Here is a 20,211-nt window from a genome sequence, read left to right on the forward strand (position 1 = left end):
CGGTCGGTCACATACCCTCCTGCGGGGTCTTCTGGGTCATGGACAGCAGTACGGAGCGCAGGTTCTGCTCCGCGGCGGCGATGCAGGGCATCTGCCCGGTCGTCGGGATCCGGGCGGACACCTGCCAGCCGTCGTCGTGGGGTCCCGCGGTCAGGGCGCCGCCGAGGACGGCCAGGCGCTGGCGCATGCCCGAGATGCCCATGCCGCGACCCGGCCGCAGCAATGCCCCGGCGGGCAGGGTGTTGGTGATGGTGACATCGATATGTCTGGCGCACAACATGATTCGAACCTGAGCCTGTGCGCCGGGGGCGTGCTTGGCGATATTGGCGAGGGATTCCTGGCAGATCCGGTACAGCGCCAGCCCCAGGGCGGCCGAGACCTGCCCGCGATCGCCTTCCGAGCGGAAGTCGATCGCCATGCCCGCGCGGAGGAAGTCCGACACCAGATCCTCGATGTCGTCGAGTCCGGGTTCCGGTGTCTGGGGTGCATGGTGCCCGTCCAGCAGGCCGACCGTCCGGCGGATGTCGGCCATGGCCTGCCTACCCAGCCGCTCGGCGTCGGCGAGCGCGTCGATCGCCTCGTCCACATCGCGGTCGGTCTGCAGCGCGTGCCGCGCGGCGGTCACGTGTAGCAGGGTGACGCTCAGCGAGTGCGCGATGACATCGTGCACCTCACGGGCGATGCGCCGGCGTTCCTCGCCGGCGGCCTGCAGGGCGCGGACCTCCTGATAGTCGCGTTCCTGATACAGGTAGCGGCGCTGGTAGTTCAGCAGCTGCCCGGTGAACCAGCCGAAGAGGATGCCGAGTGTGAACCAGGTCAGTCCGTCGATGTGCCCCACGTATCCGAAGAACATGATCTCCGCGACCATGCCCAGGCCGATGATCGTGCTCACCGACGTGCGGGTGATGGCCGCGACCTCCCCGGTCACGACGATCAGGATGAGCGGTGCGACATCCAGCGGCACCGGCTGCATCAGGAACAGGGCCACCCCGGCCATGGTCATCGAGGCGAGCAGGACCGGGCGCGGCGGGAGGTTGAGCACCACGCACGGCGGCCCGGTCAGATAGACGATGAGCAGCGCGGCCAGGGCGAGGGAGCCGGGGAAATAGCCCGCGGCCACCCGCTGGGCGAAGGCGATCGTGCTGAACGTGTAGAGCATCACGTCCACCAGCACGACCATCGAGACCGGGTAGTCGAAACCGGTCTCCTCCACCCAGCGCCGGTATTCGCGGACCGGGTTGCGTACGAACCGCCGGGACCGGACACCGGCTTCGTGCAGCCACTCCCGTAACTCCTGCAACGCCTGCCCGACTGCCTCCGGGGTGGCGCTGGTCACGTTCATTCTGCAAGGCTATCCGCCGGAACAGACCGCGTACATCGTCCGGCGGCAGGGGCTGGTCTCCTACCGGAGTAGGAGGTCGAGTCGCGTCCGCGGCACGAAGACAGGGGTATCGGAGCGATCGTAGTTTTGGGGCAACGGCACACGCGCCCGCTCACAAAGCCCGGGTGCGCACCACGCTGTAACCCAATTCAACGAAAGGTTGAGGGCCATGTCCTGGGCAGACTTTCACGCTCGCACCGACATCCTGCACATCGTTCTCGATCGGGCGGCGCGCAGTGACTTCGAACTGAATCCCGCTGATCCCAAGCTGTTCGACGATCTCCCGGAGCTGGAGCGGTTGTTCGGCGACCCCGACGGGGTGCTGCTCGCGCTGCGTAACCGCTGGGAGAACCATTTGACCGTGAAGATGGAAAACGCAATGGAGAAGGGCGTTTTGGCGATCGAGGTGTACGCGGAGCTCTGCGCCGAACAGCCGGCCCTGCGCGCGATCCTCGACACCTACGACACCGATCGGCTGTATTTCGGCCGTCCGCGTGCACGAGCGCTGGCCAGCTGATAGACACCGCCTGGTATTGATCTGCAGAGGGGAACGACCAATGTTGGAATTGACCGACGTCACCAAGGAATACCGGGTGGGCGAGCAGACCGTGCGCGCCCTGAACGGGATCAGCCTGCGGATCGATGCGGGGGAGTTCACCGCCATCGTCGGTCCTTCCGGTTCGGGCAAGAGCACCCTGCTGCACCTGCTCGGCGCGCTGGACTCCCCGGACACCGGGTCGATTCGCTTCCAGGACAAGGAGATCGGCGACCTGGACGACGACCGGCAGTCCGAATTCCGGCGACACCGCGTCGGTTTCGTCTTCCAGTTCTTCAACCTGCTGCCCACGCTGACCGCCTGGGAGAACGTCGCGATTCCGAAACTGCTGGACGGCACCGGATTACGCGAGGCCAAGCCGCGCGCGCTGGAGCTGCTCGACCTGGTCGGGCTCAGCGAGCGCGCCGAGCACCGGCCGGCCGAACTGTCCGGCGGCCAGATGCAGCGGGTAGCGGTGGCGCGGGCGCTGATCATGGATCCGCCGCTGATCCTGGCCGACGAACCGACCGGCAACCTGGACTCCAAGACCGGCGCCTCGATCCTGCATCTGCTCGCCGACATCACCGAGGAGGGCAACTCCGTGGTCATGGTGACCCACGACATGGGTGCGGTGCGCTACTGCGACCGGGTGATCAACCTGCGTGACGGGCAGATCGGGTCCATCGACCGGGTCGAGCGCGGCGATGACGGCGAGGTGCGCACCGTTCCCGAGCCGGGCCGCAACGGTTCGGCTCCCGCCGCCGACGGTGATGTCGCCGTCGATGACGCCGGGGCGGTGCACGCATGATCCGCGCCGCGCTGGATCGGCTACGCCTGTTCAATATCGGTGAGCTCTTCGCCCACCGCGGCCGCACCACCATGGCCATGGTGGTGATGGGAGTGTCCGCGGGACTGCTGGTTTCGGTGTTCAGCATCTCCGGCTCCATCACCGGCTCGGTGGACAAGCTCACCCACAGCCTGGGCGGCAAGGCGGTGCTGGAGGTCAGCGGCATCACCGACGCGGGCTTCGATCAGCAACTGCTGCAACAGATCCGGTCCGTGCCCGGGGTCGGCACGGCGGTGCCGATGGTGCGGCAGTCCATCGGGGCCGACGACAAACGGGCCCTGCTGGTCGGCGCGGACCCCTCCGCCGCCCAGCTGGGCAGTGACCTCGGCGGCACGGTGACCGATCAGGCGAGCAAACTGCTCACGGTCAGCAACGGTGTCCTGGTCGGCTCCGCCATGGGCTATCGGGAGGGCGACAAGTTCCAGTTCGGCACCGTGACGGCCACCGTCGCGGGCGTCATCGACGACTCCACCGCCGCCAAGATCAATGGCGGCCACATCGCGATCGCACTGCTGCCGGTGGCGCAGAAGATCACCGGCCGGGAAGGCCGGCTGGACTCGGTCCAGATCATCGCCGCGCCGAATACCGATGTGGGCCGGCTGCGTTCGGACCTCACCAAGGCGATCGCCGGCCGGGCCGTGGTCGCCGATCCGGATCTGCGGACCGCGCAGGCCGGCGGCGCGGTGATGCTGGTGCGCTACTCGACGCTGGCCTCCTCGGCCTCGGCGCTCATCGTGTCCTCTTTCCTGATCTACAACGCCATGAGCATGGCCGTGGCGCAACGCCGCCCGACGCTGTCGCTGCTACGAGCCATCGGCGGCAGGCGCGGCGCCATGGTGCGCGATCTGCTCGCCGAGGCCGCGATCCTCGGCCTGTTCGGCGCCGTCAGCGGATCCATCATCGGAATCTTCATGGGCCGCACCGCGATCCGGCAGCTGCCCGCCGCCATCGTGAACTCCGTCGAATCGCGCACCGAGTACCAGGTGCCCGGTTACGCGGTGCCGGTGGCGATTCTGGCCTGCGTGCTGGCCAGCGTCGCCGCGGCGGCGATCGCCGCGCGGCAGGTGTACAAGGTCGCGCCGATCGAGGCGCTGGCCCCCGTCGGCGTCGGCGCGGCCGACACCGTGAAACCGGTGATCCGCTGGGCCGCAGCGATTCTCGGTCTGATCATGGTGTCCGGCGCGGTGGTCGTGGCCGAGGCGGACCTGGGCCGGCTTTCGATCGGAGCGATCTCGCTGTCCATCGCCGGCGCGGTCGTGCTGTGCTTCGCCGCCACCGAGCCCATCGTGCGCGCGGTCGCCGCTGTGGCCCGGCTCTTCGGCGCGCCCGGCGCGCTCGGCGCGACCACCATCGAACGCGCACCGCGCCGGGTCTGGGCCACCGTCATGACCGTCATGATCGGCGTGACCGCCATCGTCGCCATCGGCAATGCGGGCCGCAATATGGTCAGCGCCGCGACCGACAGTTTCGAGGGCCTGGCCCGCACCGACGTGTTCGTCAGCCCGACCGCCATGGAACAGTTCCCCACCGGGCCGCTGCTGCCGTCGGACCTGAAACAGAAACTGAGCGCCATCCCCGGCGTCGGCGGAGTCGGTTCCGCCCAAATGGCTTTCGCGACCCTGGGCCGCGGCCGCGTCATGCTGCAGGCCTTCGAGAGCGGCGGCGTGGCCCGGACCTCGGTGCTGGACAATGTGAGCCAGGCCGACCAGGCGCGCATGGCCGCCGGCGCGGGCGTCGTCATCTCCCGGGACGTGGCCCGCTCATTGGGCGTGCACGAGGGGTCCGACCTGACCCTGCCCACCCCGACCGGTGAGCACCGGGTGCAGGTACTGAAGGTGGTGCCCTACTTCTCCGCCATCGCGGGCGTGGTGGCGCTCGACCTGAACATCATGCGCGAGTGGTATCAGCGGCCGGGCGAGACCATCATCGGCATCGACTTCGCGCCCGGCGCCGACCATGCCGCGGTGATGGCGGCCGTGCGCGCCGCGGTCCCGGCCGATATCCACGTCAGCACCGGACGCGATGCGGTGACCGCGATTTCGTCCAGTGTCCGGCAGGGCACCTCGATCAGCTCGGCCATCCTCTGGATCGTGGTCGTGGTCTCGGCGGTCGCGCTGCTCAATACGCTGATGCTGTCGGTGCTCGACCGCCGCCGCGAACTGGGGGTGCTGCGGGCCATGGGCACCAGCCGCCGCTTCATGCTGCGCACCGTGCTCACGGAGGCCGCCGGCATCGGAGTGACCGGCGCGGCACTCGGATTGGCGGTGGGCTCGGCCGTGCACTACCTCGCCACCATCGCGCTCGGGCACGCCATCGCCATGGACATCCGCTATCAGCCCAGCCCACTGCTGGTGGCCTACGCCGTCATCGCCCTCGGACTGTCCCTGCTGGGGGCCATCCCGCCCGCCCTGCGCGCGGCCAGGTTGCCCATCGTGGAGGCCATCGCCGTGGACTGATCGGCGAGTAAATAGGATGGAGCGCATGAGCGCAGCGACCGTGGACTTGATGGACTACTCCGATGTCATCGACCGGTACGAACCGGTGCTCGGCATGGAGGTACACGTCGAGCTGGGCACCGCGACCAAGATGTTCTGCGGCTGCCCGACCGAATTCGGCGCCGAGCCGAACACCCAGGTGTGCCCCGTGTGCCTGGGCCTGCCGGGCTCGCTGCCGGTGGTGAACGAGAAGGCCGTCGAGTCCGCGATTCGCATCGGGCTGGCGCTGAACTGCTCCATCACCCCGTGGGGCCGGTTCGCGCGGAAGAACTACTTCTACCCGGACCAGCCCAAGAACTACCAGATCAGCCAGTACGACGAGCCGATCGCCACCAACGGTCACCTGGATGTGGTGCTCGATGACGGGTCGACCTTCCGGGTTGAGATCGAGCGGGCTCACATGGAGGAGGACACCGGCAAGTCGCTGCACGTCGGTGGCGCGACGGGCCGCATCCATGGCGCCTCGCACTCGCTGCTGGATTACAACCGCGCCGGCGTGCCGCTGATCGAGATCGTCACCAAGCCCATCGAGGGCGCGGGCGAACGCGCCCCCGAGGTGGCCCGCGCGTACGTGACCGCGCTGCGCGAGGTGCTCAAGTCGCTCGATGTCTCCGACGTGAAGATGGAGCAGGGCTCGCTGCGCTGCGACGCCAACGTGTCCCTGATGCCCAAGGGCGCCAAGGAATTCGGCACCCGCACCGAGACCAAGAACGTGAACTCGCTCAAGAGCGTCGAGGTCGCGGTGCGCTTCGAGATGCGCCGCCAGGGCGCCGTGCTGGCCTCCGGCGCCTCGGTGCTGATGGAGACCCGCCATTTCCACGAGACCGATGGCACCACCTCGCCCGGCCGCATCAAGGAGACCGCCGAGGACTACCGCTACTTCCCGGAGCCGGACCTCGAGCCCATCGCGCCCGACGCCGCCTGGGTCGAGGAACTGCGCGGCACCATCCCGGAGTACCCGTGGCTGCGCCGCGCCCGCATCCAGTCCGACTGGGGCCTGTCCGGCGAGGTGTTCCGCGACCTGGTCAATGCCGGTGCGCTGGACCTGATCATCGCGACCGTCGACGCCGGCGCCTCGGTCGACGCCGCCCGCTCCTGGTGGGTCGCCTACCTCACCGAGAAGGCCAAGGAGCGTGAGGTCGCACTCGAGGACCTGCCCATCACCCCGAAGCAGGTCGCCGAGGTGGCCGGGCTGGTCGAGGCCAAGACCATCAACAACAAGGTCGCCAAGCAGGTCGTCGACTTCGTTCTCGCCGGTGAGGGGGAGCCGGGCCAGATCGTCGAGGCCAAGGGCCTGGGGATGGTCTCCGACGACTCCGCGTTGCAGGCCGAGGTCGAGAAGGCCCTCGCCGCCAGCCCGGACATCGCCGAGAAGATCCGCTCCGGCAAGGTGCAGGCGGCGGGCAAGGTCGTCGGCGACGTCATGAAGGCCACCCGCGGCCAGGCCGACGCCGCCCGCGTCCGCGAACTGGTCCTCGCGGCCTGCGGAGTCGAGGGCTAGCCACCACCTATCGATGTGACTCGGGGCGCACGGCACTTGCCGTGCGCCCCGATCCCTTTGAGCGATCATGGGCTTGACCCTCACACCGTGTGAGGTCCTAAACCTGGAGGGGTCATGTTCAGTATCGGAGACTTCGCCAGGTTCGGATCGGTGTCGGTGCGAATGCTGCGCCACTACGACGAGATCGGACTGCTGCCGCCGTCCGAGGTGGATCCGTGCAGCGGCTATCGGTTCTATGTGGCCGAACAGCTCGCACGGCTCAACCGGATCGTCGCATTGAAGGAACTCGGCTTCACCCTGAACCAGGTGGCCGAACTCCTCGACGGGCAGCTGTCCGCGGAGCGGTTGCACGGCATGCTGCAACTGCGTCGCGCGCAGCTGGCCAATCAGGTGGCCGCGGACACCGCACGGCTCGCGAGCGTCGAGGCGAGGCTCCTGCGTATAGAAAAGGAGGGCGTCATGCCCGAGCAGGAAATCATCGTGAAACCGCTGTCCGCCACGCTCGTCGCCGAAATGAGCGATGTCGCGGCCGAATCCGGGGAGGCCGCGGTCGGGCCCATCATCGAGCGGCTCTACGCCCGGCTCGGGAAACTGATCCCGGAGGCCGGGCTCACCATCACCGGCGCGCCGGTCGTGTACTACGAAGAGCTCGAAGAGGGTCTGCGCGTGCACGTCGCGCACCAGGTCACGGGGACCGCCGCGCCGGGCAGCAGCCTCGACCTGCACCTGCTGCCGGAGATTCCGCAGGCCGCGACCCTGGTGCATCGCGGGAAGCTGGCCGAACTGTGCGTGTCCTTCGAGGCCATGGGTCGCTGGGCCGACGAGAACCGTTATGCCCCCAACGCTCCCATCCGCGAGGTCTACCTCAGCGCGCCCGAGGACCCGACCTCGGACGGGTGGGTCGTGGAACTGCAAATGCCGGTCGCCTCCGCCGTGTGAACGACTCGGGCCCGAAAACGGCCCGCACTGGCCCGGTGGTGGCAGCGATGGTGGCACCCGGCGGAATTGCCAGTCCCCGAAAAGCCCTGCGGCGCACAGCAGTTGGCTGTGCGCCGCAGGGAAAGCCGGTGGCTAGTCCGGTCCATTGCCCTGGCCCGCGGACGGCGGCGGGATCCGCACCACGCGGTCGTCGTACTGATTGGGATTGCCGTCGGGCTTGTTCACGGTACCGACCCAGATATTGCCGTCGCCGCCCAGCGTCGCGCCGTCGAGGCGGCCGTACTTGTCCTGGGCCAGCAGCGAGGGCGCCGCGGTGACGGCGTGCGTGTTCTTGTCGGCGGTGGCGAGAGCCAGGGCTCGCTGGTTGGTCATGGAGATCGCGACACCGTCCGAGGCGGCGGCACAGCCCGCCACGCCCGGGTGATCGGGCCAGGTCCAGGCCTTCACCGCGACACCGTCGGGGCCGACCCGCTGCAACCGGTCCTCGGTGGCGGTGCGGTCGGTGATCCAGATGGAATCCTTGCCGTCCGAGCACACCCCGCCCGCCACGCCGATACCGGTCACCACCACATCGGCGGAGGCGCCGGGCGCGGGGGAGTCGATGCTGAGCAGCTTGCCGGCCATCGAGTTGGTGTCGGCCGCCAGCGACGGGTTGCCGGCGTCACCGGTGAGCACCAGCATGCGGTTCTGCGAGGCGAAATCGATGGACCCGCGATTGCCGTTGACCCCCTTCGGAATTCCGGTCAGGATCGGCTTGGGCGCGCCGCCGCCGTCGGTGGAGATGCGCACCACCCGGTTGTCGCCCCCGGTGGTCACGTACGCGTAGATCAGCCCATCCTCGGTGAAGGTGGGCGACAGCGCCAGGCCGGTGAGACCGCCGTCCCCGGCCGGATCCACATCCAGCCGGGCGATCTCGACGGGCGCGGGCGGTTCACCCTCGTCGGTGGCGACCACCTTCAGGATGCGCCCCGTGGTGCGTTCAGCCACCAGCGCGCTCCCGCCGTCCGGGAGCGCGACCAGGCCGGCGGTGGTGTCCAGGCACGAGACCACCACCGCCAGATCGGGATCCACGCACGGCAGATCGGGGCGCTTGGCATTGGTCGGCGGCACCTTCGGCGTGGTCGTGCTGGGCTCGGCGTCCTGCCAGGTCGGCTCCGTGGTGAACGGGCTCGAGGCACGATCGTCGAAGCGGGCGCAACCGGACAGCAGCACGGCGCCCAGCGTCACGCCCAGCACAACTCTCCGTGCACCCACCCCGACACGGCCAGCGGCAACCAAACTCATGGTTGAGACGTTACGGAAAACCTGCCGTCCACGCTCGGATGGGGTGTCCCTTCCTTCGCCGTGGCGCGAATCGGACGGTGGACACGCCCGCGTTCTGCTGTGTGCCGAGTGGCTCCGGCTAATAGTCTGGCCCGCGTGACAGACAAGCCGAACGAGCCGTCCGCCGTGGCGGGCGACCTGCCGCCCGCTGCTCCGCGACCGGCCGGTGAACCGGTCCGCAGCCCCTTCGATTCGCCGACCGAACAGTTCGCCACCCCGTCCGGCGTCCAGACCACCGAGAAACTGCCCCGCACCGACGAGGAACTCGGTCTCGACCCCGAGGTACCGCTCTACTCCCAGGTCATGAATGTCATCCCGGGCGCGGCCGACAGCACCACCACCGAGCCGTCCTCGACCTACACGTTCGCCAGCATCCCGCCGGCGCCGCCCAGCCCCGCCGACAGCAACGGCCGCGTCCGCCGCCGCGACGACCGCCGCGGCACGCTGGATCTCGGACTCCTGTTGCTGCGCTTGATCATCGGCGGCACCTTCGTCTACCACGGCCTGCAGAAGGCCACGGGCTGGTTCCACGGCCCCGGCTACGACGGCATCAGGACCGCCATGGAGAACGGCGGCTGGAAGCACGTGGACCTCGCCGCCCCCCTCCTCATCGCCGGTGAACTCGGCGGTGGCATCATGGTCGCCCTCGGCGTGGCGACCCCTCTGGCCGCCGGCGCCCTGCTCGCCGTCATCCTCGACGCCTGGATGTGGAAGCAGTCCATGGTCCCCGGCTTCCAATACTCCGCCAAGGGCAACTCGGTAGAACTCGAATCCGTCCTCGTAGGCCTCACCACGGTTCTCATCCTCACCGGCCCCGGCCGCCTCTCCTTCGACCGCAACCGAGGCTGGGCCACCAGACCCCTCTGGGGCTCCTTCGCCGCCTGCGCCGCCGCCATCGCCGCCGCCATCCTCGCGTACACCTACCTCCACGGCGGCAACCCCCTCACCGGCATCACCTTCGACTGACCCCGGCACCCCTGAACTACCAAGCGGCCGTATCGATCCCAACCGATCGATACGGCCGCTTCTTCGTACAGGTCATGTGAGACCCCCGCGGACGGTGTGGCCGGGCAGGAACTCCTCACATGCAGCATCGGCCGGGGGAAATCCCGCGCGCTTCTGCAGCGCGGAGACCCTGCATCCTCCGGCCGGCGGGAGACTCGGCGAGATGCTCCGGCTGTGCGGGAGGCTCCGCGAGATGCTCCGGCTGTGCGGGAGGCTCCGCGAGACGTTCAGATGTGTGGGAGATCCCGCGAGACCTCTCGGGGTGCGGGGGCTTGCCCCCCACAAATCTCCTCCCGGGGGTGTGGGGGCTTACTCGCGCAAGTCTTCCCCGAGGGTGTGGGGGCTGGCACCCACAAATCCTCTCCGGGGGGTGTGGGGGGCTTGCCCCCCACCACCTTTCACCACTGACGCGTCGTCCAGGATTCCCATTCCTGGAAGGTCTCCTGGTGGAGCTGGAGGACCCGGCCGGACTTGATGTCGATCTCCTGGTGCAGCATCGCCCGGTGCTGGTTGATCCGCATCTGCTCGTCCGGCGTCGCCATGAACTCGGCGTGGTCGAGTTCCCGGACCTCGGCGGCCAGCTCCTCGGCCTCGGCGAGCAGTGTGCGCGCTTCGGCATTGCGGGCGTCCGACCGCTGGAGCATGGCCGTGTAGTCGGCAAGCATGGAGTCGGCCTTGCCGATGTATTCGATTGTCATTCCCTTGCTTCCTTGATTACGGCACGCGCCGGACGGCACCCTTGTCGGCGGAGGTGGCGAGCGCGGCGTAGGCACGCAGCGCGGTCGTCACCGGGCGCTCGCGGTTCACGGGCTGCCAAGGCCGTTCGGACGCTTCCATTTTCACGCGGCGCTCCGCCAGAACGTCTTCGGGGACCAGCAATTCGAGCGCGCGGGTGTGCACGTCGATACGGATGCGGTCACCGTTCTCGATGAGGCCGATGGACCCGCCGCTGGCCGCCTCCGGGGAGATGTGGCCGATGGACAGGCCCGAGGTGCCGCCGGAGAAGCGGCCGTCGGTGATGAGCGCGCAGACCTTGCCCAGGCCGACGCCCTTCAGGAACGAGGTGGGGTGCAGCATCTCCTGCATGCCCGGGCCGCCGGAGGGACCCTCGTAGCGGACCACGACCACGTCGCCGGGCTGGATCTCCTTGCCCAGGATCTTCGAGACCGCCTCCTCCTGGGATTCGACCACCACGGCCGGGCCCTCGAAGGTGAACAGATCCTCATCGATACCGGCGGTCTTCAGGATCGCGCCGTCCGGGGCGATATTGCCGCGCAGCACGCACAGCCCGCCCTCGACGGTGTAGGCGTGCTCCTTGTCGCGGATGCAGCCGCCCTCGGCGTCGGTGTCGAGCGAGGACCAGCGGTTCTCGGTGGAGAACGGCACGGTGGTGCGCACCCCGCCGGGCGCGGCGTGGAACAGTTCGACGGCTTCCTCGGAAGCCTTGCCGGAGCGGATGTCCCAGGTGTCGAGCCACTCGTCGAAGGACGCGGTGTGCACCGTGGTCACGTCGGTCTCGAGCAGGTCGGCGCGGCGCAGCTCGCCCAGGATGGCCGGGATGCCACCGGCGCGGTGCACGTCCTCCATGTGGTAGTCGGAGTTGGGCGACACCTTGGACAGGCAGGGGACGCGACGCGAGATCTCGTCGATGGTCTGCAGATCGAACTCGATCTCACCCTCCTGCGCGGCGGCGAGGGTGTGCAGCACGGTGTTGGTGGAACCGCCCATGGCCACATCGAGAGCCATGGCATTGCGGAAGGCCTTGGCATTGGCCACGTTTCGCGGCAGCACCGAGGCGTCGTCGTCGCGGTACCAGCGGGTGGCGATATCGACGATGACGCGGCCGGCCTTCTCGAACAGCGCCCGGCGCGCGGCGTGGGTGGCCAGGGTGGAGCCGTTGCCCGGCAGCGCCAGGCCCAGCGCCTCGGTGAGGCAGTTCATGGAATTGGCGGTGAACATGCCCGAGCAGGAGCCACAGGTCGGGCAGGCGGAGCGCTCGACCTCGGTGAGCCCGTCCTCGGTGACGTTCGGCGAGGCGCTGGCGGAGATGGCGGTGATCAGGTCGGTCGGGGCCTGGGCCACGCCGCCGACGACCACGGCCTTACCGGCCTCCATCGGACCGCCGGAGACGAACACGGCCGGGATGTTGAGCCGCATGGCGGCGTTCAGCATGCCGGGAGTGATCTTGTCGCAGTTGGAGATACACACGAGCGCGTCCGCGGTGTGCGCATTGGCCATGTATTCCACGGAGTCGGCGATGATCTCGCGCGAGGGCAGCGAGTACAGCATGCCGCCGTGACCCATGGCGATGCCGTCGTCCACGGCAATGGTGTGGAACTCGCGCGGTACGCCGCCAGCCGCCCGGACCGCCTCGGCCACGATCTCGCCGACGTCCTTCAGGTGCACGTGGCCGGGGACGAACTGGGTGTAGGAGTTCGCGATGGCGACGATCGGCTTCCCGAAGTCGGAGTCGGTGAGACCGGTCGCGCGCCAGAGGGCGCGAGCGCCCGCGGCATTGCGGCCGGCGGTGGTGGTGCGTGAGCGAAGCGGTGGCATTGGTCAGGTCCTCGGGTCGTGTCGCAGTGGGCTGTTGAGCGACTGTCCAGAAATACGTCTCGCAACGTTCTCCGGCGGGCGTCAACGTTACTCCCGCGCCATGACCTCGATCACCGCCGGTAAGAACTCTGCACGCCCGAAACGCCTACGACTTGCCGGAATCGGCCTCGCGCTCGGTGGTTTCGGCCGTCGGCTCGGTGGTTTCGGCCGTGCTCTCCGTGGTTTCGGACACAGCCTCGGTGGTTTCGGCCGCAGTCTCGCCGGCTTCGCCCTCTTCCTCGTCGTCCTCGGGCTCCACGAACGGATCCGGGATGCGCCCGCCCGAGGCCGCGACCAGATCCGCCAGCCGGTTGTAACCCACCGCGGGCAGGGTCACATCGGAGTCGTCGGCCAGATGCAGCTGCAGGTACCCCCGCTTCGGGATGCGCAGCCCGCGCACGTCGGCCCAGTCGATGTGCCGCCCGCCGAACAGGGTGCGCGTGTCGATGCCATTGTCCGAGACGGTCGTTCGGGTCCGCTCGATCCACACCACCACGACAGCCGGGATGGCGAACAGGATCCACAGCACCTGCGGCCACCCGAAGAACGCGAAGGCCACGCAGAACAGCAGGATGAACACCCCGAGGTGAGCGAGCCGGGGGACGCGGATCACGCGACCCGCATCCGATTCGGACTCGGGCGTGTGGGACGATCGAGCAGGTGGCACGGACTGATGCTGTGAGGACACACCCATATCCTTGCATCACGGTGAACGGACCCGATCAACCGCACTGTCTCACATAATGAGACCCAATAGGTCAGCTGTTTGACTGAACGACCCACGCGCGCATACCGTCGAGCGCGTGAATCGAACCGAGTTGCTCGTAATCGGCCGGCGCGTCCAGCGCTGAGCCGACGACTGTAGGTCATTTACGTCAGCTCGCAGCTGCGACGCGCCACCCTCGAACAGCCACTGGCTGTCGGGGGCTTTTTTGTGTTCAGGCAAGTCCCATGGACTCGAACGACGAGCAGTAAGGAACCAAGACGGTGAGCGCACCTACCGCCCGGCCCGGGCCCTCGGCCCGCAGGCCCGCGCCTTCGGCCACTCAGCCGACCTCCTCGGCTGGCCGAGAGTCAGCTTCTGCGCCGGCCCCGAACCGCCGCCAGGTCCCGCCCGAGCGGGTCACCGGCGCGCAGTCGGTCGTCCGTTCCCTCGAGGAGCTGGGCGTCGACACGGTATTCGGCATTCCGGGCGGTGCGATCCTTCCCGTCTACGACCCGCTGTTCGATTCCACCAAGGTCCGCCACGTGCTGGTCCGCCACGAGCAGGGCGCGGGTCACGCCGCGACCGGCTACGCGCAGGCGACCGGCAAGGTGGGTGTGTGCATGGCCACGTCCGGTCCGGGCGCGACCAACCTGGTCACCCCGATCGCGGACGCGCAGATGGACTCGGTGCCGCTGGTGGCCATCACCGGTCAGGTCGGCCGTGCGCTGATCGGCACCGACGCCTTCCAGGAAGCCGACATCTCCGGCATCACCATGGCGTGCACCAAGCACAACTTCCTGGTCACCGACCCGATCGACATCCCGCGGATGATCGCCGAGGCGTTCCACCTGGCCTCCACCGGCCGCCCGGGCGCGGTGCTGGTCGACATCCCGAAGGATGTGCTGCAGGCGCAGACCACCTTCTCCTGGCCGCCGGAGATGAAGCTGCCCGGCTACCGTCCGGTCACCAAGCCGCACGGCAAGCAGGTGCGCGAGGCGGCCCGGATGATCATGGATGCCAAGGCCCCGGTGCTGTACGTCGGCGGCGGTGTCATCAAGGCCGACGCCAGCGAGGAACTGCTGGAACTGGCCGAGCTGACCGGCATTCCGGTGGTCACCACCTTGATGGCGCGCGGCGCGTTCCCCGACACCCACGCCCTGAACATGGGCATGCCGGGTATGCACGGCACCGTGGGAGCCGTTGCGGCACTGCAGCGTTCGGATCTGCTGATCACCCTGGGTGCGCGTTTCGACGACCGCGTCACCGGCCAGCTGGACTCGTTCGCGCCGAACGCCAAGGTGATCCACGCCGACATCGACCCGGCCGAGATCGGCAAGAACCGCCACGCGGACGTGCCGATCGTGGGTGACTGCCGCGAGGTCATCGCCGAACTGATCGAGACCCTCAGGGCCGACCCGGCCGCCGCGGGCAAGGCTCCGCTGCTGGATCTGACCACGTGGTGGACCTACCTGAGCGGCGTCCGCGACAGCTACCCGCTGGGCTGGAAGACCCCGTCCGACGGTTCGCTGTCACCGGAGTTCGTCATCGAGAAGCTGGGCCAGATGGCCGGTCCCGACGCGATCTACTGTGCCGGCGTCGGCCAGCACCAGATGTGGGCCGCGCAGTTCATCAAGTACGAGAAGCCGCGCACCTGGCTGAACTCCGGTGGTCTCGGCACCATGGGTTACGCCGTGCCGGCCGCCATGGGCGCCAAGATGGGCATGCCGGACCGCGAGGTCTGGGCCATCGACGGTGACGGCTGCTTCCAGATGACCAATCAGGAGCTGGCCACCTGTGCCGTCGAGGGCGTGCCGATCAAGGTCGCGCTGATCAACAACGGCAACCTGGGCATGGTCCGGCAGTGGCAGACCCTGTTCTACGAGCAGCGCTACTCCAATACCGACCTGGGCACCCACACCCTGCGCATCCCCGACTTCGTGAAGCTGGCGGAAGCGCTGGGCTGCCACGGCATTCGCGTGGAGAAGGAAGAGGACGTCGAGGCCGCGATCCGCGAGGCGCAGTCGATCAACGACCGGCCCGTGGTGATCGACTTCATCGTCGGCAAGGACGCGCAGGTGTGGCCGATGGTCGCCGCCGGCACCTCGAACGACGAAATCATGGCCGCGCGCGGCATCCGCCCGCTGTTCGACGACGACGAGTCGGCGTCCGAGCCCGCCGTGATCCATGAGGCGATGTCGCACGAGAAGGCTTCGCTGGCCGCCCATGAGCGTGCCTCCCAGAAGGGGACCGAGGAATGACCACCACCCACACCCTGTCCGTGCTGGTGGAGGACAAGCCGGGCGTGCTGGCCCGCGTGGCCAGCCTGTTCTCCCGGCGTGGCTTCAATATCCAGTCGCTCGCGGTGGGCGGCACCGAGATCCCGGAGATCTCGCGCATGACCATCGTCGTCACGGTGGAGGATCTGCCGCTGGAGCAGGTCACCAAGCAGCTGAACAAGCTGGTCAATGTCATCAAGATCGTCGAGCAGGACACGGACAGCTCCGTGGCCCGCGAACTGATCCTGGTGAAGGTGCGCGCCGACGCCAGCGTGCGCACCCAGGTGATCGAGGCCGTGAACCTGTTCCGCGCGAAGGTGATCGACGTGTCGCCCGACGCGCTGACCATCGAGGCCACCGGCACCCGCTCCAAGCTCGACGCGCTGCTGCGCATGATGGAGCCCTACGGGATCCGTGAGATCGTGCAGTCCGGAGTTGTCGCGGTGGGTCGTGGACCCAAGTCCATCACCGCGACTCGCTAGTAACCGGCCGCCGCGGCGGCCATCCGCCCGCCATCCCGGCATGCTTTCGGCCGGGATCCACCACGCTTAATCACAGAATCCAAGAAGGAGCACCCAAAGTGGCAGTCGAGATGTTCTACGACGACGATGCCGACCTGTCGATCATCCAGGGCAAGAAGGTCGCCGTCATCGGTTACGGCAGCCAGGGCCACGCCCACTCGCTGAGCCTGCGCGACTCCGGCGTCGATGTCCGCATCGGCCTCAAGGAGGGCTCGAAGTCCCGTGCCAAGGCCGAAGAGGCCGGCCTGACCGTCGGCACCCCGGCCGAGGTCGCCGAGTGGGCCGACGTGATCATGGTCCTCGCGCCCGACACCGCGCAGGCCTCGATCTTCACCAACGACATCGAGCCGCACCTGAAGGACGGCGACGCGCTGTTCTTCGGCCACGGCCTGAACATCCACTTCGGTCTGATCAAGGCTCCGGCCAACGTCACCGTCGGCATGGTCGCCCCGAAGGGCCCGGGCCACCTGGTGCGTCGTCAGTTCGTCGACGGCAAGGGCGTTCCGGCCCTGATCGCCATCGACCAGGACCCGACCGGCACCGGCCAGGCGCTGGCGCTGTCCTACGCCAAGGGCATCGGCGGTACCCGCGCCGGCGTCATCAAGACCACCTTCAAGGAAGAGACCGAGACCGACCTCTTCGGTGAGCAGGCCGTGCTCTGCGGTGGCACCGAGGAACTGGTCAAGACCGGTTTCGAGGTCATGGTCGAGGCCGGCTACGCGCCGGAGATGGCCTACTTCGAGGTCCTGCACGAGCTCAAGCTGATCGTCGACCTGATGTACGAGGGCGGCATCGCCCGCATGAACTACTCGGTCTCCGACACCGCCGAGTTCGGTGGCTACCTGTCGGGCCCGCGCGTCATCGACGCCGGCACCAAGGAGCGCATGAAGGCGATCCTGGCCGACATCCAGGACGGCACCTTCGTCAAGCGCCTGGTCGCCAACGTCGAGGGCGGCAACAAGGAGCTCGAGGCCCTGCGCAAGGCCAACGCCGAGCACCCGATCGAGGTCACCGGCGCCAAGCTCCGCGGCCTGATGAGCTGGGTCGACCGCCCGATCACCGAAACCGCCTAAGGGTTTTCGTTGACAGCGGCCCGGTACCGATTGGTGCCGGGCCGTTCGCCGTTCGGCGGCGCGACGCCAGTCCGGGACTACGATGTCCGCGTGACAACATTGGCTTTGGCGCGGCAGAGGGGGTAGCGGTGACCAGGTCACCTGCGGACGATGTCCGATACCTGACAGCGGAGGAATTCCTCACAGCTGAACCAGATGCGTTCAGCAGCACCGCTGGCGATGTCGAGATCGTGGATGGGCGGCTGATCCGATTGATGTCGCAGAGCGTCATTCATGGATTGGTCATCCGGCGTCTGATCGCGGCGATCGAAGCTGCGCGCCACCCGGCCGGGCCGTGTCTGCGAGTGGATTCCGATGGTGCCGTTCGTTTTCCGGACGCCGAAGACAAGCGGGCCAATCGTCGGTTGAATGTCAGATACCCCGACATAATGGTTCGGGACTGCGAGCCTTACGACGTCAATACTGTCCGCGATCACATTCAGCTGATCGTCGAAGTGGTCTCGAAAGACACCGTCGATACCGATTCCGGCGTCAAGCGAATGATGTATGCACGAGCCGGTGTTCCGGCCTACTTGATCGTGCTCTTCGACAAGAGCTGGGAAGTCATCGACCGCATCGAGGAGTATCGCCTGGATTGGTCGGGGCTGCGATACGTTCCACATCACGTCCACCGAACCGCGCTGGTCCTCGACACTCCGGTCACCTTGGCTGTCACTTTCGAGGCATTGCAAGCGTTTTGACGAGACCGGGAGTCGTGTCAGGCTTTCATCAGCGGAAGCCCGCCAGGGATTTCTCCCGGCGGGCCTGCGCTGTTCGCGCGTGAGGGGGGGATCGCGCGAGGTGTGGTCGTGTCTCGGGTTTACCAGCTGCCGAAGCTGTCCGGCAGGAAATTGCGCCAGTCGTCGTTGTCGCGCCAGCCGCGGTTCCAGTCGTCGTTGTCGCGCCACCCGCGGTTCCAGTCGTCGCGGTCGTGGTCGTGGCGGTGCCGCCAGTCGTCCCGATCCCACCAGCCGTCCTGGTGGTGAGGCCAGGCCACATCCGCCGGAGCATTGTCCAGCGGAACGTCCGCCGAGGCCGGAATGGTCACTGCTGCAAGGGGAACCAAGGCGATCGCACCGGCCACGGCCACGCGGGCTGTGATCCGGCGTAGAGATGTCGACTTCATGGTCAGCAACTGTGCCCGACTCGTGCCCTTTTGTGAATCCGAATCCCTGTGAATTCAGGGCCGAATGGTCCTCATGTATGACACGAGACCCTGAGCGACCCCGAAACCCAGTGCACGGCAACGGCCCCGCAGGAATTCTCCCGCAGGGCCGTTCGCAACTGCGACTCGATTCGATTCTGTGGGTGTCGAACCGAGTGCTGCAGACTCAGTAGTGCGTGCCACCGTCGATCCGAATTTCGGTGCCGGTAATGAACGCACCGTCATCCGACGCCAGCATGGCGACCACGCCCGCCACGGTATCCGGCGACGCGAACCCCTGCCCGATACCCGGCGCAAGCTTCATGAACAGGCTCAGATCGGCATCCGCCGGCAGGCCCGGGCCGCGCCCGTCGGTCATATCACTCGAAATCGACCCCGGCGCAACGGCAACCACGCGCAGGCCCTGCTTGGAGTACTCCGCGGCGAGCGCGTGCGTCATGGACATGATGCCGCCCTTGGACGCGGCATAGGCGGACATGTACGGGTGCGCGAAGAACGCGGACGTCGACGTGAAGTTGACGATCACGCCCTTGTCCGAGGCCAGCAGCTGCGGCAGCGCCTCCCGAATCATCAGGAACGTACCGGTCAGGTTGACAGCAATGATCTTGTTGAAATCAGCCAGCGGCATCTCGTGCGTATGCGCCGACCGCAGAATCCCCGCCGCGTTGATCAGCGCATCGATCCCGCCCAGCGCCTCGACCGCGTTCGCAACCCCAGCCTTCACCGACGCCTCATCGGCGATATCCACCACCAGCGTGGTCAGCCGATCCCCATTCCCGTTCTCCGCCGCCTGCTTGGCAGTCTCCGCCAGCCCGGCCTCATTCACATCGGCCCCGACAACCTGCCCACCCTCGGCCAGGATCCGATGCACAGTAGCCCGCCCAATCCCCGACCCCGCCCCGGTGATCACTACTCGACGGCCGTCAAAACGCTCCATTGCGGTTCTCCTTACCTAGGTTCTCAACCTCTCCTGACACGCTACGCCTGTGTGGCACGTCATGCCATCATGGCATCCCGTCAACTAGGATTGTCCCAACGAGCCCGCCCAAAGGAGGTGAGAATGTCCGCCCAACCCCTCCCGCGCCCCACCCTCGCGGAACGCCGCAAACAAGAAACCCGCATGGACATAGCCCGAACCGCAGCCCGCCTCTTCGCAGAGCACGGCACCTCCGAGGTAACCGCAGACCAAATAGCCTCCGAATCCGGCGTAGCGCTACGCACCTTCTACCGCTACTCGCGCACGAAGGAAGAAGCAGTAGAACCCATGCTCGCCGCGGGCGCCGAACGCTGGTTGGAGATCGTCGCCTCCGGCCCGCGACGCCTGCCCACCTTGCCCGAACTCGAGGCGGCGGCCCGATCCTCCCTGACGTTCGAAGGCGCTCCCGAGGACCTCGAAATCACGCGTGGACTCATCCACGCAATGGATGACGACCCGACTCTCCGCACCGTCTGGCACCGCATCAACCTCGAAGGCGAACGTGAATTGCTGCGAGTGCTGACCGATCTGGCAGACGGTGAAGCAGATCCTTTGCGCCTCCGCCTCCTTGCCGCGGCCGCCGCCGGTGCGATCCGAATCGCGCTCGAGCAGTGGGCATCCGATAATGGACCGACCAGTGGGGACGGTTCCCCCGCCGACCTCGCCGCCCATGCGCTCCACGCCCTCGCCAGCGGAATCGATCGCTGAATCGGTCACTCTCGGTTAATTCGTAACGCTCTCCGGCTCCCCGCGAACTCTTGGCAAGAGTTCGCGGATAACTGGGGAGAAGCAGTCGACGACGAAGAATTCTGTGGCCAGGTCGATGAGGTGCGC

The 20,211-nt window shown here is 67.6% G+C and carries 18 protein-coding genes; 11 read left to right on the top strand and 7 right to left on the bottom strand.

What is annotated here, in order from left to right; translation table 11 throughout:
- Positions 1 to 7: 7 nt before the first annotated feature.
- On the bottom strand, positions 8 to 1,342 hold the full coding sequence (locus ACIRRA_RS19715; RefSeq protein WP_402769781.1) for a sensor histidine kinase: 1,335 nt from the start codon (positions 1,340 to 1,342) through the stop codon (positions 8 to 10).
- Between the two features lie 208 nt (positions 1,343 to 1,550).
- On the opposite strand from ACIRRA_RS19715, the gene ACIRRA_RS19720 reads away from it, so the two are divergent.
- The 5 genes from ACIRRA_RS19720 to ACIRRA_RS19740 all read left to right on the top strand — a co-directional run bounded on the left by ACIRRA_RS19720 (position 1,551) and on the right by ACIRRA_RS19740 (position 7,698).
- Positions 1,551 to 1,898, top strand: coding sequence for a hypothetical protein (locus ACIRRA_RS19720; protein ID WP_402769784.1), 348 nt, complete (start codon positions 1,551 to 1,553; stop codon positions 1,896 to 1,898).
- 40 nt (positions 1,899 to 1,938) lie between these two features.
- Entirely contained in the window at positions 1,939 to 2,724 is a 786-nt protein-coding gene (locus tag ACIRRA_RS19725) for an ABC transporter ATP-binding protein (RefSeq protein ID WP_402769787.1), read from the top strand.
- Complete coding sequence (locus ACIRRA_RS19730; RefSeq protein ID WP_402769789.1) at positions 2,721 to 5,219, top strand: FtsX-like permease family protein; 2,499 nt, start codon at positions 2,721 to 2,723, stop codon at positions 5,217 to 5,219. Before ACIRRA_RS19725 ends, ACIRRA_RS19730 begins: the two co-directional genes overlap by 4 nt.
- A 25-nt stretch (positions 5,220 to 5,244) precedes the next feature.
- Positions 5,245 to 6,759 (top strand): Asp-tRNA(Asn)/Glu-tRNA(Gln) amidotransferase subunit GatB, encoded by a 1,515-nt coding sequence (gatB, locus tag ACIRRA_RS19735; RefSeq protein WP_402769792.1) that lies wholly within the window; start codon positions 5,245 to 5,247, stop codon positions 6,757 to 6,759.
- A 114-nt stretch (positions 6,760 to 6,873) separates the two neighbouring features.
- A complete protein-coding gene (locus tag ACIRRA_RS19740) occupies positions 6,874 to 7,698 on the top strand; it encodes a MerR family transcriptional regulator (protein WP_402769794.1) in 825 nt (274 codons plus the stop codon).
- Between the two features lie 132 nt (positions 7,699 to 7,830).
- On the opposite strand, the gene ACIRRA_RS19745 is transcribed toward ACIRRA_RS19740, so the two are convergent.
- Entirely contained in the window at positions 7,831 to 8,982 is a 1,152-nt protein-coding gene (locus ACIRRA_RS19745) for a PQQ-dependent sugar dehydrogenase (RefSeq protein WP_402769797.1), read from the bottom strand.
- A gap of 135 nt (positions 8,983 to 9,117) precedes the next feature.
- On the opposite strand from ACIRRA_RS19745, the gene ACIRRA_RS19750 reads away from it, so the two are divergent.
- The gene (locus ACIRRA_RS19750; protein WP_402769800.1) at positions 9,118 to 9,987 is read left to right on the top strand and encodes a DoxX family protein; all 870 of its coding nucleotides are present in this window, start codon (positions 9,118 to 9,120) and stop codon (positions 9,985 to 9,987) included.
- Positions 9,988 to 10,424: 437 nt separating this feature from the next.
- On the opposite strand, the gene ACIRRA_RS19755 is transcribed toward ACIRRA_RS19750, so the two are convergent.
- The 3 genes from ACIRRA_RS19755 to ACIRRA_RS19765 all read right to left on the bottom strand — a co-directional run bounded on the left by ACIRRA_RS19755 (position 10,425) and on the right by ACIRRA_RS19765 (position 13,288).
- Positions 10,425 to 10,724 carry a hypothetical protein gene (locus ACIRRA_RS19755; RefSeq protein ID WP_402769803.1) on the bottom strand — a complete coding sequence of 100 codons (300 nt, stop codon included), beginning with the start codon at positions 10,722 to 10,724 and terminating at the stop codon, positions 10,425 to 10,427.
- 16 nt (positions 10,725 to 10,740) lie between these two features.
- Entirely contained in the window at positions 10,741 to 12,582 is a 1,842-nt protein-coding gene (ilvD, locus tag ACIRRA_RS19760) for a dihydroxy-acid dehydratase (protein WP_402769806.1), read from the bottom strand.
- A gap of 145 nt (positions 12,583 to 12,727) precedes the next feature.
- A complete protein-coding gene (locus ACIRRA_RS19765; RefSeq protein ID WP_402769809.1) occupies positions 12,728 to 13,288 on the bottom strand; it encodes a PH domain-containing protein in 561 nt (186 codons plus the stop codon).
- Between the two features lie 320 nt (positions 13,289 to 13,608).
- Here ACIRRA_RS19765 and ACIRRA_RS19770 point away from each other — a divergent pair, with 320 nt between their 5' ends.
- The 4 genes from ACIRRA_RS19770 (at position 13,609) to ACIRRA_RS19785 (ending at position 17,937) form a co-directional block, all read left to right on the top strand.
- Complete coding sequence (locus ACIRRA_RS19770) at positions 13,609 to 15,585, top strand: acetolactate synthase large subunit (protein WP_402769812.1); 1,977 nt, start codon at positions 13,609 to 13,611, stop codon at positions 15,583 to 15,585.
- Entirely contained in the window at positions 15,582 to 16,085 is a 504-nt protein-coding gene (ilvN, locus tag ACIRRA_RS19775) for an acetolactate synthase small subunit (protein WP_040860049.1), read from the top strand. Before ACIRRA_RS19770 ends, ilvN begins: the two co-directional genes overlap by 4 nt.
- A 110-nt stretch (positions 16,086 to 16,195) precedes the next feature.
- Complete coding sequence (gene ilvC / locus ACIRRA_RS19780; protein ID WP_364613988.1) at positions 16,196 to 17,197, top strand: ketol-acid reductoisomerase; 1,002 nt, start codon at positions 16,196 to 16,198, stop codon at positions 17,195 to 17,197.
- Positions 17,198 to 17,325: 128 nt separating this feature from the next.
- Positions 17,326 to 17,937, top strand: a complete 612-nt coding sequence (locus ACIRRA_RS19785; protein ID WP_402769815.1) for a Uma2 family endonuclease — start codon at positions 17,326 to 17,328, stop codon at positions 17,935 to 17,937.
- A gap of 119 nt (positions 17,938 to 18,056) precedes the next feature.
- Here the strand turns inward: ACIRRA_RS19785 and ACIRRA_RS19790 are convergent, their stop codons facing one another.
- Entirely contained in the window at positions 18,057 to 18,362 is a 306-nt protein-coding gene (locus tag ACIRRA_RS19790; protein ID WP_402769818.1) for a hypothetical protein, read from the bottom strand.
- Between the two features lie 205 nt (positions 18,363 to 18,567).
- Positions 18,568 to 19,338 carry an SDR family NAD(P)-dependent oxidoreductase gene (locus ACIRRA_RS19795; protein ID WP_402769820.1) on the bottom strand — a complete coding sequence of 257 codons (771 nt, stop codon included), beginning with the start codon at positions 19,336 to 19,338 and terminating at the stop codon, positions 18,568 to 18,570.
- A 123-nt stretch (positions 19,339 to 19,461) separates the two neighbouring features.
- Between ACIRRA_RS19795 and ACIRRA_RS19800 the strand changes: the two genes are divergently transcribed.
- On the top strand, positions 19,462 to 20,085 hold the full coding sequence (locus tag ACIRRA_RS19800; protein ID WP_402769822.1) for a TetR/AcrR family transcriptional regulator: 624 nt from the start codon (positions 19,462 to 19,464) through the stop codon (positions 20,083 to 20,085).
- The last annotated feature ends 126 nt before the right edge of the window (positions 20,086 to 20,211 follow it).

Origin of the sequence: Nocardia sp. NPDC101769, assembly GCF_044766925.1 — a bacterium.
Taxonomy (GTDB): Bacteria; Actinomycetota; Actinomycetes; order Mycobacteriales; family Mycobacteriaceae; genus Nocardia.

Coding starts and splice junctions, on each gene's coding strand:
- ACIRRA_RS19795 (WP_402769820.1), bottom strand. CDS start 19,338: ATGGAGCGTTTTGACGGCCGTCGAGTAGTGATCACCGGGGCGGGGTCG.
- ilvD (WP_402769806.1), bottom strand. CDS start 12,582: ATGCCACCGCTTCGCTCACGCACCACCACCGCCGGCCGCAATGCCGCG.
- ACIRRA_RS19740 (WP_402769794.1), top strand. CDS start 6,874: ATGTTCAGTATCGGAGACTTCGCCAGGTTCGGATCGGTGTCGGTGCGA.
- ACIRRA_RS19745 (WP_402769797.1), bottom strand. CDS start 8,982: ATGAGTTTGGTTGCCGCTGGCCGTGTCGGGGTGGGTGCACGGAGAGTT.
- ACIRRA_RS19715 (WP_402769781.1), bottom strand. CDS start 1,342: ATGAACGTGACCAGCGCCACCCCGGAGGCAGTCGGGCAGGCGTTGCAG.
- ilvC (WP_364613988.1), top strand. CDS start 16,196: ATGTTCTACGACGACGATGCCGACCTGTCGATCATCCAGGGCAAGAAG.
- ACIRRA_RS19730 (WP_402769789.1), top strand. CDS start 2,721: ATGATCCGCGCCGCGCTGGATCGGCTACGCCTGTTCAATATCGGTGAG.
- ACIRRA_RS19725 (WP_402769787.1), top strand. CDS start 1,939: ATGTTGGAATTGACCGACGTCACCAAGGAATACCGGGTGGGCGAGCAG.
- ACIRRA_RS19720 (WP_402769784.1), top strand. CDS start 1,551: ATGTCCTGGGCAGACTTTCACGCTCGCACCGACATCCTGCACATCGTT.
- ACIRRA_RS19790 (WP_402769818.1), bottom strand. CDS start 18,362: ATGAAGTCGACATCTCTACGCCGGATCACAGCCCGCGTGGCCGTGGCC.
- ilvN (WP_040860049.1), top strand. CDS start 15,582: ATGACCACCACCCACACCCTGTCCGTGCTGGTGGAGGACAAGCCGGGC.
- gatB (WP_402769792.1), top strand. CDS start 5,245: ATGAGCGCAGCGACCGTGGACTTGATGGACTACTCCGATGTCATCGAC.
- ACIRRA_RS19755 (WP_402769803.1), bottom strand. CDS start 10,724: ATGACAATCGAATACATCGGCAAGGCCGACTCCATGCTTGCCGACTAC.
- ACIRRA_RS19800 (WP_402769822.1), top strand. CDS start 19,462: ATGTCCGCCCAACCCCTCCCGCGCCCCACCCTCGCGGAACGCCGCAAA.